Genomic DNA, 18,850 nt, shown 5'->3' with positions numbered 1-18,850 from the left:
CCCCCAGCTACCGCTGGGCGGTGCCCCCTGACGCCGCGGGCTCCGCGGCGGCAGCCGCTGATGTCACCGTCACAGAGACCGGGGAGACACCCCTAGGCTGCGGTACGTTCAGATAGCGGGGGCGCGGCACACCGTGCCGGGAGGGCTGCCGATACATGCACACCTTGCACAACGCCGATCCGCGCCGCCTCGGGCCGTTCCGGATGCTGGCCCGCCTGGGCGAGACGGACAGCGGCGTGCGGCTGCTGGGGCGGCGCGTCGGCGCCGGGCCGGCCGTCGAGGTCACCCTGGTGCGCTCCGCGCTCGCCGACGACCAGCGGATCCGCGCCCGGCTGCGGCGCGACGTGGAGGCGTCCCGGGCCGCCGCCGGCCGGTGGGTCCGCTCCGCCGAGGACGCCGACCTCGACGCGGCGGCGCCCTGGGTGGCCCACGCGTACGTGCCCGCCGTGCCGCTCGCCGACGTCGTCCGCGCCGCGCCCCGAGGGCTCCCGGAGGCCGGGGTACGGGCGCTGGGCGGCGCGCTCGCCGAGGCGTTGGAGCGGGTTCACGCGGCCGGCATGGTGCACGGCGGCATCTCCGCCGACGCCGTCCTGGTCGCCGGGGACGGGCCCCGGCTGACCGGGTTTCACCACGCGCGCCTGCCGCGCCGGGGAGCCGACGGCGGCGACGGGTCCGGCGGACACGAGGCCGGCGGGGGAGGACGCGGCGGGGGAGATGACGCGTACGACAACGACACCGGCCGGTTCGCCGGGCCGGCCCCCTTCCTCTCCCCGGAACAGGCCAGGGGCCGCGCCCCCGTCCCCGCCTCCGACGTCTTCTCCCTCGGCGCCGTCCTCGCCTACACGGCCTGTGGCCGCCCCCCGTTCGGTGACGACGCGCCGCCGCAGGTGCTGTACCGGATCGCCGCCGAACCGCCGGACCTGGGCTCGCTGCCCGCCTCGCTCGCCACGATCCTGACGGGCTGTCTGGACAAGGACCCCGCGGCCCGCCCGGAAGCCGCCGCGCTGCGCGCCGCGTTCGGCGGCGGCGGGCGGACCGCGCCACCGCGGCTGCCGAGCCCGGTGGTCGCCCGGCTGGCCCGCGAGGCCGCGCAGGTGCTGGTGCTGGAGGAGCCCGCGACCGCCGACGACCCCGCCCCGCCCGGCGGGCGCCCCGCGCCGGGCACCGACGGCGAGGTGCTGACGGGCGAGGAGCTGTACACCGCGGCCACGCGGGGCGAGGGGCGCAACCGTGCGCGCCCGGCCGCGGACCCGCCGCTCTCCGGCACCGCGGCGGCCTCTCGCCGCGCCCTGCTCACCACCGCGGCGGCGGGCGCCGCCGGGCTGCTGGCCGGGGGTGCCGCGGTGGCCGGGTGGGTGGCGGGCCGCGGCGGGCTGTCCGCCCTCACCGACCCCGGCCGGTCCCCGCGCGCCTCCGCGAGCCCGGCGGCGCGACCGCCGGCCGGCACCGCCCCGGTGGCCCGGTGGCGCTTCGACCTGACCGACGCCACCTCCGTCCCGCCCCTCGTGTGGCGCGACGAACTCGCCGTCATCACCAACGCCCAGGAGGCCGTCGCGCTCGACCTGCGCACCGGCCGCCCGCGCTGGCGCCGCGACGACCTGGGCACCGACAGCACCCCGGAGCCCATCAGCCGCCGGCTCGCCCTCGTCGACATCGGCGGCAGACTCGTCGCCTTCGACGCCGGCGACGGCCACCAGCGCTGGGTGGAGTCCAAGTACTCCGGCACCGACCTGACCTTCAAGACCATGCTGTCCGTCGACGCGGACGGCCGGCACGCCTACTTCACCGCCACCGGCACGGGCGGCGCCAAGCCCCCCGCCTACGTCGTCGCGTACGACACCCGGGCCCGCCGCGAACGGTGGCGCAGCCGGCTGCCCGCCGCCTACGGCGACGACATCGGAGCGTTCCCCGCCCGCCGGTCGCTGATCGGCCTGGGGTACCCCGGCGGCACGGTGGAGCTGATCTCGCTGCGGCTGTCCGACGGCCACCAGGAGTGGCGCAGACGCTTCGACGGCGTCGACACCGGCGACAAGCTCGGGATATCCCCCACCCGTGGCCTGATCTACGCCGCGCACGGGGCGAGGCTGCGCGCCGTCGACATCGACTCCGGCCGGCAGCGGTGGTCGCTGGACATCAACAGCTACGCCACGACCAAGTCCCCGCTGGGCCATCCGGTGGTCCGCCCGGGGCCGGGCGGCAGGGGCGATGTGCTGTACGTGTCCGACGGCGCCAAGCTGGTCTACGCGGTGGACCCGGACCACGGCACCGAACTGTGGCGCTCCGCGCTGCCCGACGACACCGTGTGGAAGGCGCCCCCCAAGCTCTCGGTCAGCCATTCGGGCCGTACCGTCCTGGCCGCCGTGGCGGCGGGCGTGTTCGCGCTCGACGCCCGGACGGGGCGTGTGCGGTGGCGATTCCAGGAGAGCGGCGGCGAGCTCCTCGAGGAGTACTACGTCTACCCCGCGAGATCGTCGGCCGTCGTCGCCCACGGCGCCGCCGTGTTCCTGCTTCCGGTGGAGTGAAGGGATGACCGTGAACGTGACGGCGGACGGATCCGCCCTGCCGGTACGGCCGCTGCTCGCCCACGACCCGGAGGCGTTCGGCCGCTACCGCCTGCTCGCCCGCCTCGGCTCGGGCGGCATGGGCACCGTCTACCTGGCCCGCTCCGACGGCGGCCGGACCGTGGCCCTCAAGGCGGTCCACCGCGAGCTGGCGGAGGAGAAGGAGTTCCGGGAGCGGTTCCGGCAGGAACTCCAGGCCGTCCGGGCGCTGGGCCGAGCCGACTTCGTCCCGGCCGTCGTGGACGCCGACACCGCCGGGCCGCGGCCGTGGCTGGCCACCGAATACCTGATCGGCCCGTCGCTGGCGCAGGCCGTCGAGGCGCACGGCCCCTGGCCGTACGCCGCGACGCGCGCCCTGGGGGCGGCGCTCGCCCAGGGCCTGGCCACGGTGCACCGCCACGGCCTGGTGCACCGGGACCTGAAGCCCTCCAACGTGCTGATCACCGCCGACGGGCCCAAACTGATCGATTTCGGGCTCGCCCGGGCCGTGGGCGCCGAGCGGCTGACCCGCACCGGCCGCCAGGTGGGCACCCCGGCCTATATATCGCCCGAACAGGCGCGTCCCGTGGGAGGGCAGAGCGTGGGACCGCCCGCCGACGTGTTCGCGCTGGGCGGCCTGCTGGTGTACGCCGCCACCGGCCGGGCGCCGTTCGGCGAGGGCGAGGCCAACGACGTCCTGTACCGCGTGGCGTTCGCGGAGCCCGACCTGACCGGGCTGCCCGAGGAGCTGTGGCCGCTGATCGTCGGCGCCCTGGCCAAGGACCCCGCCGACCGGCCCGCCGCCGAGCGGATCGCCCGCGCCCTGGCGGGCACGGGCGAGGACGGCGGGCGGGAAGGGCGGGACGAGTGGGACCGCGAACCCCCGGGGCGGGGCGAGGGATTCGCCGGGCTGCTCCCCGCCGGCGTCCTGCACGACATCGCGCTGCGCACCGCCACCGTCTGGGACATGGAGGTCCGGCGGAGCGGGGAGCCCGCCGCCCCGCCGCCCGCCGGTCTGCCCGCCGCCCCACCGCCCCAGGACGGCCCGCGCCCGGCCCGCCGGAGGCTGCTGCTGGGCGGGCTGGGCACCCTGGCCGCCGCCGGGGTGGCGGGCGGCGTGTGGTGGGCGGCGGGCTCCGGTGACCGGGACACCCGCGGCGGCTCCCGGCCCGCCCCCGGCGCCACCGGCCCGGACACCGCGCCCCAGCCGCTGTGGGAGTACCGCGGCCCCATCGGGGACCTGGGCCGGCCGCTGCTCCACCGGGACGTCATCGCCGTGCAGGCCGACCCGGGCGCCGGCGTCCTCGGCGTGGACGCCCGCCGCGGCACCCTGCGCTGGACCGCGCCAGCGGTGTCCGGGTACACGCCGGTGGCCTGCGGCGGCCTCCTCGTCATGAAGGCCGCCTACGCCGACGGGGACGACCGGCTGGCGATGATCGACCCCGCCGACGGCAGGACCTGGTACTCCGATCCGCTGGGGATCACCTTCCGCTTCATGGACCTCCCGGTCTGCGCCGCGGACGGCCGCACCGCGTATGTGGTCGGCCACTCGGGCCCGCACCGCGACGGAATGCCGGACACCCGGCGCCGCTGTCTGCTGGCGTACGACACGGCGGCCCGCAGGGTGCGCTGGCGCCGGGAGCTGGCGCGCGGCGAGGCCCAGGCGCTCCCCGGCCGGGTGGCCGCCGGCCGGCTGGTGCTCGTCGACGCCGGCTCGGTGGCCGCGTACGACACGGCCGACGGCCGACGGCGGTGGACCGTGAAACTGCCGGACGACGGGCTGATCGACGAAGGCGGCAGCCAGGTGCCGGCCTGGCGGACCGCGGTGGCGCGGGACACCGTGCTGGTGTGCGGCCGCGGGCTCACCGCGCTCGACCTGCGCACCGGCCGTGCGCGCTGGCGGATCGACCCGGACCAACTGCCCTCCGGCACGGGCGAGGGGCCCGTGTTCGGCGCCCCCGCCGTGGCGGACGGGGTCGCCTACCTCACGGTGCTGGGCACGCATGTGTTCGCCATCGACCTGGCGTCCCATCATGTGCGGTGGAAGTGGGCCGCGGACACCGATCTGGCCCTGCCGCCCGCCCCCACCACGGTGGCCGGCGGGCTGGTCTTCCCGCCCTCCTCCGACAGCCGCGCCGCCGCCGTCGCGGTGAACCTCAGGACCGGCCGCACGCGGTGGACCCTCCGCGACTCGTCCGGCTCCTTCCTCGGCACCACGGGGCTGCTGGCCGGCCGGGACCGGCTCTACGTGGTGCGCGGCAAGTCGATCCGGGCGCTGCCGCTGGCCTGACGCCCGCCCGCCTGATGCCCCCGGCGCTTCGTCCCCCCGCCGCTTCGTCCCCCGGTGAGCGGCGCGGAGGGCCGAACGACATGCCGGAGCCGGCCGCGGGTTGACTTGAACCTTGGTTGATGTCCGAGTCTCGGGACGCGGGCGGGCAAGGCGCCCGCCCACCCGGCTCCGGCTACGAAGACAAGGCTCCGTCATGGCACCTGCTACGCACACTTCAGGCGACGCCCCGCCCACCACACCCCGGCTGGCGGTCCTCGCCTCCGTGGTCGCCCTCGGCTCCATCATGTCGGTGCTGGACACCACCGTCGTGAACGTCGCCATCAACCCGCTGGCCGAGCGGTTCGACGCGCCGCTCGCCACGGTCCAGTGGGTGGCCTCCGGCTACTCCCTGGCCCTGGCCGCGGCGATCCCGGTGACGGCCTGGGCGATCCGGCGGTTCGGCACCAAGCGCGTCTACATGACGGCCATCGCGCTGTTCACCCTGGGCTCCCTGCTGGCCGGCACGGCCTGGTCGATCGAGTCGCTGGTGGCCTTCCGGATGGTGCAGGGCCTGGGCGGCGGCATGATCGTGCCCACCGGCATGACGATCATGATGCGGGCCGCCACCCCCGAGACCATGGGCCGCATCATGAGCATCATGGGCATCCCCATCCTCATCGGCCCCGTCAGCGGACCGGTGCTGGGCGGCTGGCTGGTGGACTCCTTCTCCTGGCGCTGGATGTTCACCATCAACGTGCCCATCGGCGCCCTCGCCCTGCTCGTCGCCGCCCGCTCCCTGCCCCGGGCCCAGGGCGCCCCCGGCCGGCGGCTGGACGTCCCCGGCCTGCTGATGCTCTCCCCGGGCCTGGCCGCGCTCCTCTACGGGCTGTCCACCGGCGCGGAGCGGCGCGACTTCGGCGACCTGGGCGTGCTGCTCCCGGCGGCCGTGGGGGCCGCGCTGGTCGTGGGCTTCGTCCTGCGGGCCCGCACCTCCCCGCACCCGCTGATCGACCTGCGCCTGTACCGCGACCGCGCCTTCACGGCCGGCGCGGTGACGCTGGCCCTGTTCGTCGTCGGCTACTTCGGCAGCATGCTGCTCCTGCCCATGTACTTCCAGGTGGTGCGCGGCGAGAGCGTCACGGCCTCCGGTGTGCTGGGCGCCCCGCTGGGACTGGCGGCCGGCGTGACCATGCAGTTCTCCGGGCGTCTCGCGGACCGGGTCCCGCCGCGCCGGCTGGTGGCCGGCGGGGTCGCCACGGCGGCGCTCGGCATGGGCCTGCTGACCACGCAACTGTCGGACACCCTCGCCTACTGGCGGCTGGCCCTCTCGCTCCTCGTGCTGGGCACCGGCGTCGGCCTGACCATGATGCCGACCATGGCCGCCGCCACCCGTGGGATCTCGCCCGACGACGCCCCCTCGGCCTCGACGGCCCTTCAGATCACCTCCCAGGTGGCGGCCGCGGTCGGGGTGGCCCTCTTCTCCGTCACCCTCTCCGTCAACGGCGGCGGCGCCACCACCACCCCGACCCACTCGGGGCCCTTCGCCGACACCTATCTGTGGGCCGTGGCCCTCATGGTGGCCGCCGTGCTCCCCGCGCTGCGCCTCCCGGGCCGCCGTCCGGCGGCCGTCCCGGTGGCGCCCCCGGCGGCACAGGCCACGGCCGAGCAGCCCGCCCAGGAACGCGCCTGACACCCCGACAGCCACAGAAATCTTAACCTGGTAACGTTAGTTACCGGGTTAAGATCTGTGCCCGGCCCCCGCTGGACGGCGAGGGCCGCTGTCCGCCGACCGTCGATACGGAGCAACGTCATGCGCATCGGTGTCGCCCTGCCCACCGACCACCACCAGCTGTCCCGCGAGGCCAACTCCGTCGACACCCTCATCGGCCAGGTGCGGGAACTGGCCGCCGCCGGGGTGTCCGCGGCCTGGTTCACCCAGCGGTTCGACCACGACGCCATCACGGTGGCCGCCCTGGCGGCCCGCGAGGTCCCCGGCATCGACATCGGCACCGCGGTCGTGCCGATCCACCCCCGCCACCCCATCGCCCTGTCCATGCAGGCCCAGACCGCCCAGGCGGCCTCCCACGGGCGCTTCACCCTCGGCGTCGGGCTGTCGGTCAAGTCCTTCGTCGAGCAGACCTACGGGCCCACCCCGCACCCCCGCGTCCGGCACCTGCGCGAACACCTCGAAGCCCTGCGCTCCTTGCTGGAGACCGGCGCGGTCGACCTCCGGGGCGACACGCTCGTCGCCAGGACCTCGCTGCCGGCCAGTGTGCCGGGCGCCCGCCCGAGGGTGCCGGTGCTGGTCGCGGCGGCGGGGGAGCAGACCCTGCGCGCCGCCGCCGAACTCGCCGACGGAGCGCTGCCGATCCTCTCCGGACCGCGCACCCTCGCCGAGTACACCGTGCCCACCCTCACCCGCCACGCCGCGGCCGCAGGCCGCCCCGCGCCCCGCGTCGCCGCGATCGTCTCCGGCGTGGTCACCGCCGACGTGGCGGGCGCCCGGGCCCGCGCCGAGGAGAACATGGCGCACTACGCGACCCTCCCCGCCTACCGCGCCGCCCTGGACCGCGAAGGCATCGACAACCCCGCCGACCTCGTCGCCATCGGCGACGAGGAGCTGCTCGCCGCCCAGGTGGCCGCGTACGCCGAGGCGGGCGTGACCGAACTGGTCTACACCCAGACCGCCATCGGCTCCCCCGAGGACGAGCGCCGCACCTGGAAACTCCTCGGCGAACTGGCCCAGCGGGCCTGACCCGCGATCAGTCGGCGGAGGCGGCGCGCGCAAACCATTGGCGGGCCCGCGCGCCCCCTCGGCATCATGTCCGGATGCTGATCAGGGAAGCCACCGCGCGGGACTGGCCCGCCATCTGGCCCTTCTTCCACGAGATCGTCGCCGCGGGCGAGACGTTCACCTATCCGCTCGACCTCGGCCGGGAACAGGGCCGCGACTGGTGGCTCCTGGCGCCGCCGAACCGGACGGTCGTCGCCGTCGACGAAGCGGGCACGGTCCTCGGCACGGCCAAGATGAACAACAACCACATGGGCAACGGCGCGCACATCGCGAGCGCCAGCTACATGGTCGACCCGGCGCACTCCGGGCGGGGCGTGGGCCGCGCGCTGTGCCAGTACTCGCTGGACTGGGCGCGGGCGGCCGGCTTCCGCCGGATGCAGTTCAACGCGGTCGTGGAGACCAACGCGCACGCGGTGCGGCTCTACCGGTCGCTCGGCTTCGAGGTGCTGGGCACCCTGCCGGAGGGCTTCCGCCACCCGACCGAGGGCTACGTGGGCCTGCACATCATGCACCGCGCGCTGTGACCCGCCGGAGCGCACTCCTCGGGGGACTTGCCCGCGGCCGCGTCCGCGCTCCACCATCGAGCCGTACCCGGACCAGGAGCCTCTCATGTTCACCACCCGCCCCACCCTCCAGGGCACCTTCGGCATGGTGTCCTCCACCCACTGGCTGGCCTCCCAGTCGGCCATGGCCGTGCTGGAGGACGGCGGCAACGCCTTCGACGCGGCCGTGGCCGCCGGGTTCGTGCTGCACGTCGTCGAACCCCACCTGAACGGCCCGGCCGGCGAGGTGCCGATCATCCTCGCCCCGGCGGGCGGCACGCCCACCGTCCTGTGCGGGCAGGGCCCGGCCCCCGCCGGGGCCACCATCGACCACTACACCTCGCTCGGCCTCGACCTGGTCCCCGGCACCGGCCCGCTCGCCGCGGCCGTGCCCGGCGCGTTCGACGCGTGGATGATGCTGCTGCGCGACCACGGCACCAAGCAACTCGCCGAGGTCCTGAAGTACGCCATCGGCTACGCCGAACACGGCCACCCCGCGGTGGAGCGCGTCGGCGAGACCGTCGAGACCGTGCGCGAGCTCTTCGAGACCGAGTGGACCACCTCGGCCGAGCTGTACCTGCCCGGCGGCCAGGCCCCCGCGCCCGGGCGGCTGCTGAAGAACCCCTCCCTCGCCGCGACCTGGCGGCGGCTGATCGCCGAGGCCGAGGCGGGGACCAAGGGGCCCGGCCGCGAGGCCCGGATCGACGCGGCCCGCCGGGTCTGGCGCGAGGGCTTCATCGCCGAGGCGCTGGCCGAGGCCGCCGCCCGGCCCACCCTGGACTCCTCCGGGGAGCGCCACGCCGGCACCCTCACCGGCGACGACCTCGCCGCCTTCGCCGCCGGCTACGAGGCCCCCGTCCGCTACGACTGGGAGGGCTGGACGGTGTGCAAGGCGGGGCCCTGGAGCCAGGGCCCGGTGCTCCTGCAGCAACTCGCCCTGCTGCCGCCCGGCCTGACCGCCGATGACCTGGGCACCCCCGACTTTCTGCACACCCTCATCGAGGGCGGCAAGCTGGCCATGGCCGACCGCGAGGCCTGGTACGGCGACGCCGCCGACGTCCCGCTGGACGACCTGCTCTCCGCCCCGTACAACGACCGGCGCCGGACGCTCATCGGCGAGCGCGCCTCCCGGGAGCTGCGCCCCGGGCGGCCCGGCGGCCGCGAGCCGCGCCTGAGCAAGCAGGCCCTGGCCGCGGTCGCGCGCTCGGCGTCCCGCGACCCGGAGCCCGCCACCGCGCCCGGCACCGGCGAGCCGACCGTCGGCCCCGACGGCACCACCCGGGGCGACACCTGCCACCTCGATGTCGTCGACCGCTGGGGAAACATGGTCGCCGCCACCCCCAGCGGCGGCTGGCTGCAGTCCAACCCCGTGATCCCCGCCCTCGGCTTCCCGCTCGGCACCCGGCTCCAGATGACCTGGCTCGACCCCGGGCTGCCGGGCTCCCTCACCCCCGGCCGCCGCCCCCGCACCACCCTCACCCCCTCCCTCGCCCTGCGCGGCGGCACCCCCGTGATGGCCTTCGGCACCCCCGGCGGCGACCAGCAGGACCAGTGGAGCACGCACTTCTTCCTCGCCGTCGCCCTGCGGCCGCCCGTGCGCTCCGGGCTCGACCTCCAGGGCGCGATCGACGCGCCCAACTGGCACCAGGAGAGCTTCCCCGGCTCGTTCCACCCGCGGTCGATGGCCGCGGGGAAGGTCGTGGTCGAGTCCCGGATCGGCGAGCCCGCCATCGCCGGGCTGCGCCGCCGCGGCCATGACGTCACGGTCGGCGGCGCCTGGACCGAGGGCCGGCTGTGCGCGGTCGCCCGCGACCCCGACACCGGCGTCCTCCTCGCGGCCGCCAACCCGCGCGGCGCGCAGGGCTACGCCGTGGGCCGCTGACGCCGGGGCGCACGCCCCGCATTCGTCCGCCGGCGTCCGCCGGCCCGTTGTGGGCGGTCCGGCCGGGCGGGTGTCGGTGGCGTGCCTTACGGTCGTCCCATGACCACGTCCGACGATGTCCGTGCATTCGCGTTGTCGCTCCCCGGGACGACCGAGAAGATCGCCTGGTCCATGCCCACCTTCCGGGTCGCCGGGAAGATGTTCGCCACCCTCCCCGAGGACGAGACCTCGATGGCCGTCAGGTGCCCGAAGGTGGAGCGCGACGAGCTGGTCCTGGCCGAGCCGGAGAAGTTCTGGATCGCCGACCACGAGGCGAGCTTCGCCTGGGTGCGGGTGCGGCTCGCCGCGCTGGACGACATCGACGAGATGCGCGACATCCTCCTGGACTCCTGGCGGCAGGCCGCCCCGCCCAGGCTCCTGGAGCAGCGGGCGGGGCAGGCCGGGTGAGGCCGCCGCGGGCCGTCAGCCGATGCGGGCCAGGCCCTTCGCCTCGCGGCGGGCCCGGCCGCGGGAGACCCTGAGCGGATCCCAGCCCGGCCCGCGGTCCGGGAGCAGCGAGGGGTCTCCCACGACGGCCCCTCGGTGCACCTCCGCCAGCAGCCGGCGGCCCAGCACATGGGAGGCACACACCATCCCGCCGGTGGCCGCCCCGCCCACCCCGCTGCCGTACCGGGTGCTCTGGCCGACCACGTACAGCCCCTCCACGCCGGTGCGCACATCGGGGCGCTTGCCGACGCCGCCCCAGTTGGCCAGCCCGTAAGGGGTGCCGCCGCTGGCGCGGATGTAGCGCTCGTTGGTCAGCGGGGTGGCGGTCTCCAGATGGGTGATGTGGTCCCGGAAGGGCCCGACGACCTCTTCCGCGGTGGCCAGCATGGCCTCGGTGACCTGCTGCTTCCGCGCCACATAGGCGGCGTTGCGGCGATAGGGCCCGCCGTCGGCCGGCCCCTTGTCCACGCCCCAGAACGCATGACCGGGCGGGCAGACCGTCATGAGCTGGAAGTTGCTGTGCCCCGGCGGGCACACGTTGGGCGCGCCGGCGTCCTTGACCGAGGCGAAGGAGAAGATCAGCTGGGGGATCTCCCGCATCCCCTCCTCGATCATCCTGGCGTGCGCCTGTTCCAGGTCGTCGTCGGCGTGCCACCAGATGTTGGCGTTGGGGGTGGCGGGCAGCTCCGTGTCCAGTGCGACGTACACCGCGGTCAGCGGGAAGCGCATGGTCGCCTCGCGGGTCTGTCTGACCAGGTGGGAGGGGAAGACAGCCTCCCCGCCGCACAGGTCCAGGACCGTCCTGCGGTAGTCGGCGTTGGAGATCACCAGGGGCGCCGTGATCCGCTCGCCGTCGCTGAGTTCGACCCCGACGGCCGTGTCGTCCTCGACGAGGATACGGGCCACCGAGGTGCGGGTGCGCAGCTCCCCGCCGTATCCCTCGAGCGCCTCGACCAGGGCGGCCACCAGCACCTGCCCGCCGCCCTCGGGGTAGTAGGCGCCGCGCAGATAGTGGTCCATCAGGTTGGCGTGCACGGAGAAGCTCACATCGGCGGGCAGCGCCCCGTAGTTGCCGAACTGCGCCGCCAGCACCGTTCTGGCCCTGGCGGAGAAACCGCAGTGGTCGAACACCGCGCCGAGGGACCGCCGGCTCCAGCGGGTCACCTCGGGGGACGCGCGGTAGAGGTCCATGACGGGCTCGCCCAGCAGACTCGCCCGGCTCAGCGCGGTGGTGGTCTTGGCGAGGTCGACGAACCGGTCGATCCCGGCGGCCTCGCCGGGCAGCGCGCGCTTCAGCCGGTCGCGGTAGTTGTCCCAGCCCGAGGGCACGTCCAGCGTGACCGTGGGGGTGATCACCCGGTCGAAGCCGCGCTCGTTGTCCATCGGCCGGAACCGCACCCGGTCGCCGACGCCGAGCCCGGAGAGGATGGCCGGAATGATCCCGTCCTCCCCGCAGTCGCCCAGGTAGTGGGTGCCGACGTCGAACTCGTAGCGCCGCCGCCTGCGGAAGACATGCGCGTTGCCCCCCGCCACGTCGTGCTGTTCCAGCACCAGGACGCGGCGGCCGTCGGCGGCCAGATAGCCGCCGCACACCAGCCCGCCGATGCCGCTGCCGACGATGATCGCGTCATAGCGATCCGGCCGCGCCTTCCGGCCCGAGGCCACCTCGGTGGTCATCCCTGCCCCCCGCCCTCGCCGTTCAGGACTTGAGCCCATGAACTCGGCCTCAATATACGCAGCGTCACGGGGGAGAACGGCGAGAACCCGGCTTTCCGTGACGGCCTGCCAGGTCACCGCCCGGAGCCCTGTCCACCATGCGGGCAGAACGCGCGGCGACGGCCGCCGACGGTTATCGGATCCCGACGCCGAAGCGGCCCGCCCAGGACATGACGTCCGCCGTGGTCGCGTTGCCGCCGCAGACCACCAGCCCCAGCCGGACGCCCTCGCCGACCCGCTCCACCACCCGCCGCGCGGCCGGGAGGAGACAGCCGGCGGCGGGCTCGGCCCACACCTTCGCGTGCTCGGCGAGGTCCAGGGTGCCCCCCACCGCCTCGGCGTCGGAGACCACGAGCACCTCGGTGACCAGCTCGGACACATGGTCGTAGGTGAGCCGGGAGACGGACGGCGCGCTGAGCGTGGTGACGATCGAGGAGAGCGCGACCGGCACCGGACCGCCCGCGGCCAGCGCCTCGGACATGGCCTCGGCGCCCGCGGTCTCCACGCCCCAGATCCGCACCCCGGGCCGCCGGGCCCGCAGCGCGGCCGCGACACCGGCGATCAGCCCGCCGCCGCCGATGCTGACCAGCACATCGGTCAACTCGCCCGCGTCGTCGGCCAGTTCCAGGCCCACAGTGCCCTGGGCGGCGACCACCACGGGGTCGTCGTAGGGGTGCACCAGCGTCAGCCCCTCGTCCCGCAGCCGGGACATGAGGGCGAACGCGCCGTCCATGTCGTCCATCAGACGGACGGTGGCCCCCGCCGCCTCCACCGTCTCCACGGACCGCGCGGGCGCCGACCGGGGCATCACGACGGTCGCCTTCACATCCAGGGCGGCGGCCATGACCGCGACCCCGATCCCGTGGTTGCCGCCGCTCACCGCCACCACCCCCGCCGCGCGGTCGGCCTCGCTCAGCGACAGCAGCTTCGCCGCCGCCCCGCGCGCCTTGAAGGAGCCGGTGCGCTGCAGCAACTCCAGCTTGGCGGTGACCGGGGCCCCGAGCAGCGCGGTGAGGCCCGGGCTCGGCACGGTCGGGGTGCGCACGACGTGTCCGGCGATCCGCTCGGCGGCCGCCTCGATGGCCGCGATGTCCGTGAGACCCGTGATGCCCGCCACGTCGTCCGCCTTCCTGTGAGGGTGCCGGGCGCGCCGCCGGTCCCCGCCGCCGTCGCCCGCGATCACCACCCTAACCACCGCGCCGCGCGCTCACGAGGAGTCCTGGAGCCCCGTCACCCGCAGGGTGATGTTCAGCCGCCCCGTCCTGAGCCCGGTGGCGGGGTCGCCGGTGCCCACGAGGACCCTGGGCACGCCGTGGTAGACGTACCGCGAGGGCCCGCCGAACACGAACAGGTCGCCCGAGGCCAGCTCGATGTCGGTGTACGGCCTGGTGCGGGTCGCGGTGTTGCCGACCCGGAAGACACAGGTGTCGCCGATGCTCAGCGACACCACCGGCGCGGAGGACTTCTCGTCCTTGTCCTGGTGCATGCCGAGCGTGGCCTGGCCGTCGTAGAAGTTGATCAGCGCGGTGTCGGGGGTGTAGCCGGCCGCGGCCGCCTCGTCCCCGTACGCCTCGGCCAGCGCGCGGCGGCCCAACTCCACCAGCCATTCGGGGAACTCGGCGACCCGGGCGCCGTTCACGTCGTCGGCCGTACGGCTGTACCGGTAGGGCAGCCAGTGCCAGCCGACGCACACCGTCCGCACGGACATGACGCCTCCGCTCGGCAGCCTGGTGTGCCGGATCGGGACGGGCCCGCCGGCCCAGGCCCGGCAGGCCGCGACGAGCCGGCGCTGCTGCCCCGGCGTGAGCCAGCCCGGCACATGCACCGCGCCCGGCGCCACCTCCATGCGGGGGCGGGGGAACAGCGCGCTCACACGCCCTCGTGGGCCAGCAGCCGCCGCTTGCGCTCCAGGCCGCCGGCGTAGCCGGTCAGCGAGCCGTTCGCGCCGATCACCCGGTGGCAGGGGCGCACCACCAGCAGCGGGTTGGCGCCGAGCGCCGTGCCCAGGGCGCGCACCGCCCCGCGCGGGGCCCCGATCCGCTCGGCGAGCCCGCCGTAGGTGGTCGTGGTGCCGTAGGGGATGGTGTCCAGGGCCTCCCAGACCCGCCGCTGGAAGGCGCTGCCGCGGGTCACGTACTCCAGGTCGAACCGGGTCAGCTCGCCCTCGAAGTACGCGCTCAGCTGGGCGCGGACCTCACCGAACGCCTCCGGCGACCGCCGCCACCCCTCCGCCACGACCGCGCTGCCCTTCTGGCCGGGCACGGACAGGGAGGCCAGGGCCGTGCCGCCCTTGGCGGTGGTCGACTCCTCGCCCACCAGCAGCAGTTCGCCCAGCGGGCTGTCCATCGTCGTGTAGACCGTCATCGGTCGTTCCTTTCCCGGTGTTCCTCGTCGTTCGCGCGGCCCGCGGCGGCGTGCCGGAAGTGGTGCATCGCGTAGCTGCGCCAGGGCCGCCAGGCCTCGGAGTCCACCGCCTCCGCGCCCGTGCGCCGCATCCCGGACCGTACGGCCGCGTCCGAGGTCAGCAGCACATCGGGGTCGGCCAGCGCCCGCATGCGGATGTAGCCGGCCGTCCAGGGGCCGACGCCGCGCAGGCCCAGCAGCGCCTTCTCGGTCTCGTCCCGGTCGGCGCCGGGATCGAGCAGGACGGTGCCGTCGGCGAGCGCCGCGCCGACGGCGCGCACCGCCTCACGGCGAGCGGCGGGCATCCCCAGTTCGCCCAGCGCCGCCTCGGCCAGCCGCCCGGCCCTGGGGAAGAGATGGGTCAGCCCGCCGCTCGGGGTCTGCAGCGGCTCGCCGTACGCGGCCAGCAGCGCCTCGCCGAGCCTGCGGCCCGCGGCCACCGAGACCTGCTGGCCCAGCACCGCGCGGACCGCCAGCTCCTGCGGATCGGCCGCGCCGGGCGCGCGCAGCCCCGGCCGCAGGGCCACCAGCGGGGCCAGCGCGGGGTCCGCGCCCAGCCGCTCGCCGACCGCGTACGGATCGGCGTCCAGGTCGAACAGGCGGCGCACGCGCTGGGTGGCGCAGGTCAGATCGCGCAGGTCGCACAGGTGCAGCCGGCACTCCAGCCAGCCGCCCGCGCCGGGCGCCTCGTCGACCTCGGCGATCCCGGCGCCGTTCGGCAGCCGCAGGGTGCGCCGGTAGGTCCGGGCGCCGCGCTCGCCGGTGATCTCCTCGAGGCCCGCGAGGGCGCGGTCGCCCAGGTAGTCGAAGACCTCCGCGGCGGCGTAGGGGCCGCGGAAGGCGAGCCGCAGCGGGATCCCGGCCGCGCCGTCCCCGGAGCCGACCGGGCCGAAGCGCGTGGTCTGGCCGGGGCGGGCGGCGCGCAGCTCGCTGGGCGTGGTGGCGTAGATCTCGCGGATGGTGTCGTTGAACTGCCGCACGCTGGCGAAGCCGGCCGCGAAGGCGATCTCGGCGGCCCGCATGCCGGTGGTCTGGAGCAGGATCCGGGCGGTGTGGCCGCGCTGGGCCCGGGCGAGGGCGAGCGGGCCGGCGCCCAGTTCGGCGTTGAGCTGGCGCTGCACCTGCCGGGCGCTGTAGCCCAGCCGCCCGGCGAGCCCGGCCACCCCCTCGCGGTCGACGACGCCGTCGCCGATCAGCCGCATCGCCCGGCCGACCACATCGGCCCGGGCGTTCCACTCGGCGGACCCGGGCACCGCGTCCGGGCGGCAGCGGCGGCAGGCCCGGAAGCCGGCGCCCTGGGCCGCGGCCGCGGTCGGGTAGAAGCGGATGTTCTTCCGCTTGGGCGTGATCGCGGGGCAGCTCGGCCGGCAGTAGATCCCGGTGGTGGAGACGGCGAAGAAGAACTCGCCGTCGAAGCGGGCGTCGCGGCTGCACACCGCCTCGTACTTGCCGTCGTCGGTCATCACCCCTCCACTGTGCGGCAGCGCGGGGCGGGGTGCTGGCGGAAATCGGACATGGCCTTCGCGGCGCCCGGCGGGGCCGCCCCGCCGGGGTGGCCTCGCCCCCGTGGTCCGCCCCCGTGGTCCGCCAGCGCGGTCGCGGTCGCGGGCGCCTCAGCGGCGGGGCGCCGGCGCCTCAGCCGGCCGTCGCGGGGGCGGGCGCGGTCGCGGGGCGGTGGGCGTAGCAGCGCCGCAGCCAGCGGGCGCGCCCCTCGGCGGCCGGCTGGAAGGGTACCCGGCGGTGCATCACCCGGCGGTTGTCGAAGATGTGGAACCCGCCCTCCTCGACCATCACCGGCAGGCCGGGCAGCCCGGCCGCGTGGCGTTCGAAGTCGGCCAGCGCCGCCCGCGCCCCGGGGGTGTGGCCGGTGAGCCTGCCGGGGCCGTAGCGCAGGGCCGTGTTGCCGTCCGGGAGCGTCCACAGCACGGGGACACCGGTGCGGCTCAGGGGCCTGCCGTGGTCGTCGGTGGTGTACGACTCGGGCGCGGTCACCGTGAAGTCGGGGCGCCGCAGCGCCTCGGCCGTCCGGTCCGGCAGCGTCTCGAGGACGGTGTCGACGGGCAGCAGGTCGGTGGGCACCCGCTCGTCGTTGCGCATGCCGAAGAAGGACAGGTAGTGGGGGATGGCCCCGGCGGTGTCCGCCTCCGGCCGGTGGTCGAGCACCGAGTCGTCGGTGTGCCAGTCGAGGGGCTGCGCGTACCCCCAGGAGGTGAGGGTGTCGGCCGAGGCGGCGCGGGGCGCCACGTTCCTGATCAGACGGCCGTCGTTCTCCCACGGGTAGGCGATCGGGGTGAGCCCGAGCAGGTGCAGGATGCCGAAGTGCACCAGGTTGGGCGTGCGCAGCAGCGATTCGTCGCAGAACCCGTCCCGGGGGGTGGGCACGGGTTCGTGGGGGCCGGGCAGATTGGCCAGGGTGAGCCACGCGGTGGGGGAGTACCGCCACTGCGCGAGGGCGTCGAGGACCTCGGCGGGCAGGTGGTTGCGCAGGTGCTTGGCGCCGTACTCCAGATAGAGGTCCGGGCCGGTGTCGGGCAGCGCGTCGCCGAGCTCGGTGACCGCGTCCAGGGCGGCCCCCGCCGCGGCCTTGGACGGGTCCGGGATGTGCAAGGTGTGAATACCGCTGCGGCTCTTGGTCATGATCTTGACCCTACGAACACCCCGCTCGCATGTTCGCCTTCCGTGGAAGATTTGAGGCGATTCTGAGCTTGTCGCCCCGGCATCCGCCCGCTTCTCCCTGGTCGACCGGGGTGCGGCGGCGGGCGGTCGGCGTAATCCGTGGCCGTGGACCCATTGACCCGGCGTGTTCGCCACCTTAGCCTCCATCTACATACATAGACAGCGTGCACGTATGTGGGGCAGGTCGCTGTAACCACCCGGGACCGAGGAATCCGTCAATGAGCCAGCCAACCATCACCGCCTTCTCCGTCTACCCGGTCGCCGGCCGGGACTGCATGGAGCTCAACCTCTCCGGGGCGCACGGCCCCTACTTCACCCGCAACGTGGTCGTCCTTGAGGACTCCGAGGGACGCACGGGCCTGGGGGAGGTCCCGGGCGGTGAGAAGATCACGCAGACGCTGCGCGACGCCGCCTCCCTCGTCGTCGGCGCCCGCGTGGGCGACTACAAGCGCGTCCTGCGCGAGATCGCGGACCGGTTCGCCGACCGCGACGCGGGGGGAAGGGGGCTGCAGACCTTCGACCTGCGCACCACCGTGCACGCCGTCACCGCGGTCGAGTCGGCGCTGCTCGACCTGCTGGGACAGCACCTCGAGGTCCCCGTCGCGGCGCTCCTGGGCGACGGGCAGCAGCGCGACTCCGTCCGGGTCCTCGGCTATCTGTTCTACGTCGGCGACCCCGGCCGCACCGACCTGGAGTACGTGCGCGAACCGGACGCCGGCCCGGAGTGGTACCGCATCCGGCACGAGGAGGCGCTGACCCCCGAGGCGATCGTCCGCCAGGCCGAGGCCACCTTCGACCTCTACGGCTTCCGCGACTTCAAGCTCAAGGGCGGGGTCCTGGAGGGCCACGAGGAGGTCAAGGCCGTCCGGGCGCTCAAGGAGCGCTTCCCCGAGGCCCGGATCACCCTCGACCCCAATGGCGCCTGGTCGCTGCGCGAGGCCATCGAGCTGTGCCGGCCCCTGGTCGGCACGCTCGCCTACGCCGAGGACCCCTGCGGAGCCGAGGGCGGCTACTCGGGGCGTGAGGTCCTGGCCGAGTTCCGGCGCGCCACCGGCCTCCCCACGGCCACCAACATGGTCGCCACCGACTGGCGCCAGATGACCCACGCCCTGGCCCTCCAGTCGGTGTCCATCCCGCTCGCCGACCCCCACTTCTGGACCATGCAGGGCTCGGTGCGGGTCGCCCAGCTCTGCCATGAGACGGGGCTGACCTGGGGATGCCACTCGAACAACCACTTCGACATCTCCCTGGCGATGGTCGCCCACTGCGGCGCCGCCGCCCCGGGCGAGTACAACGCCCTGGACACCCACTGGATCTGGCAGGAAGGGCTGGAGCGGCTCACCGTGGACCCGCCGCGGATCGTGGGCGGCGAGGTCGCCGTCCCCGACCGCCCGGGCCTCGGTGTCCGGCTCGACGAGGACCGCCTCCTGGCCGCCCATGAGCTCTACCGGGAGAAGGCCCTCGGGGCCCGGGACGACGCGGCCGCGATGCGGTACCTCGTCCCGGACTGGACCTTCGACAACAAGCGGCCCTGCCTGGTGC

Annotated in this window: 14 protein-coding genes; 8 read left to right on the top strand and 6 right to left on the bottom strand. The window is 75.2% G+C overall.

Annotation, left to right across the window (positions count from 1 at the left end; genetic code table 11):
* Positions 1-155 precede the first annotated feature (155 nt).
* The 7 genes from BBH68_RS32515 to BBH68_RS32485 all read left to right on the top strand — a co-directional run bounded on the left by BBH68_RS32515 (position 156) and on the right by BBH68_RS32485 (position 10,474).
* Positions 156-2,522, top strand: coding sequence for an outer membrane protein assembly factor BamB family protein (locus BBH68_RS32515; RefSeq protein WP_065967356.1), 2,367 nt, complete (start codon positions 156-158; stop codon positions 2,520-2,522).
* 4 nt (positions 2,523-2,526) lie between these two features.
* Positions 2,527-4,830: a serine/threonine-protein kinase gene (locus tag BBH68_RS32510; protein ID WP_065967355.1), complete on the top strand. Its 2,304-nt coding sequence runs from the start codon at positions 2,527-2,529 to the stop codon at positions 4,828-4,830.
* Between the two features lie 193 nt (positions 4,831-5,023).
* Entirely contained in the window at positions 5,024-6,499 is a 1,476-nt protein-coding gene (locus BBH68_RS32505; protein WP_065967354.1) for a DHA2 family efflux MFS transporter permease subunit, read from the top strand.
* 120 nt (positions 6,500-6,619) lie between these two features.
* Positions 6,620-7,564 (top strand): TIGR03564 family F420-dependent LLM class oxidoreductase, encoded by a 945-nt coding sequence (locus tag BBH68_RS32500; protein WP_065967353.1) that lies wholly within the window; start codon positions 6,620-6,622, stop codon positions 7,562-7,564.
* Positions 7,565-7,638: 74 nt separating this feature from the next.
* A complete protein-coding gene (locus tag BBH68_RS32495) occupies positions 7,639-8,127 on the top strand; it encodes a GNAT family N-acetyltransferase (protein WP_065967352.1) in 489 nt (162 codons plus the stop codon).
* Between the two features lie 85 nt (positions 8,128-8,212).
* Entirely contained in the window at positions 8,213-10,027 is a 1,815-nt protein-coding gene (locus tag BBH68_RS32490; RefSeq protein WP_065967351.1) for a gamma-glutamyltransferase family protein, read from the top strand.
* Between the two features lie 99 nt (positions 10,028-10,126).
* Positions 10,127-10,474 (top strand): MmcQ/YjbR family DNA-binding protein, encoded by a 348-nt coding sequence (locus tag BBH68_RS32485; RefSeq protein ID WP_065967350.1) that lies wholly within the window; start codon positions 10,127-10,129, stop codon positions 10,472-10,474.
* 15 nt (positions 10,475-10,489) lie between these two features.
* Here BBH68_RS32485 and BBH68_RS32480 read toward each other — a convergent pair whose 3' ends face one another.
* The 6 genes from BBH68_RS32480 to BBH68_RS32455 form a co-directional block, all read right to left on the bottom strand.
* Positions 10,490-12,190, bottom strand: coding sequence for a phytoene desaturase family protein (locus BBH68_RS32480; RefSeq protein ID WP_065967349.1), 1,701 nt, complete (start codon positions 12,188-12,190; stop codon positions 10,490-10,492).
* 172 nt (positions 12,191-12,362) lie between these two features.
* Positions 12,363-13,337, bottom strand: a complete 975-nt coding sequence (locus BBH68_RS32475; protein ID WP_065967358.1) for a threonine/serine dehydratase family protein — start codon at positions 13,335-13,337, stop codon at positions 12,363-12,365.
* Positions 13,338-13,436: 99 nt separating this feature from the next.
* Entirely contained in the window at positions 13,437-14,075 is a 639-nt protein-coding gene (locus BBH68_RS32470; RefSeq protein ID WP_065967357.1) for an alpha-ketoglutarate-dependent dioxygenase AlkB family protein, read from the bottom strand.
* Between the two features lie 23 nt (positions 14,076-14,098).
* Positions 14,099-14,593 (bottom strand): methylated-DNA--[protein]-cysteine S-methyltransferase, encoded by a 495-nt coding sequence (locus tag BBH68_RS32465; protein ID WP_065967348.1) that lies wholly within the window; start codon positions 14,591-14,593, stop codon positions 14,099-14,101.
* Entirely contained in the window at positions 14,590-16,095 is a 1,506-nt protein-coding gene (locus BBH68_RS32460; RefSeq protein ID WP_065967347.1) for an AlkA N-terminal domain-containing protein, read from the bottom strand. Before BBH68_RS32460 ends, BBH68_RS32465 begins: the two co-directional genes overlap by 4 nt.
* A gap of 172 nt (positions 16,096-16,267) precedes the next feature.
* Entirely contained in the window at positions 16,268-17,269 is a 1,002-nt protein-coding gene (locus BBH68_RS32455) for a TauD/TfdA family dioxygenase (protein ID WP_065967346.1), read from the bottom strand.
* 257 nt (positions 17,270-17,526) lie between these two features.
* Between BBH68_RS32455 and BBH68_RS32450 the strand changes: the two genes are divergently transcribed.
* A partial coding sequence (locus BBH68_RS32450) for an enolase C-terminal domain-like protein (RefSeq protein ID WP_065967345.1) occupies positions 17,527-18,850 on the top strand: 1,324 nt, incomplete at its 3' end.

The sequence above is a fragment of the Streptomyces sparsogenes genome, from assembly GCF_001704635.1.
Lineage (GTDB): Bacteria > Actinomycetota > Actinomycetes > Streptomycetales > Streptomycetaceae > Streptomyces > Streptomyces sparsogenes.
Note: the sequence above shows the minus strand (reverse complement) of the source record. Positions and strands in the feature narration are given on the sequence as shown.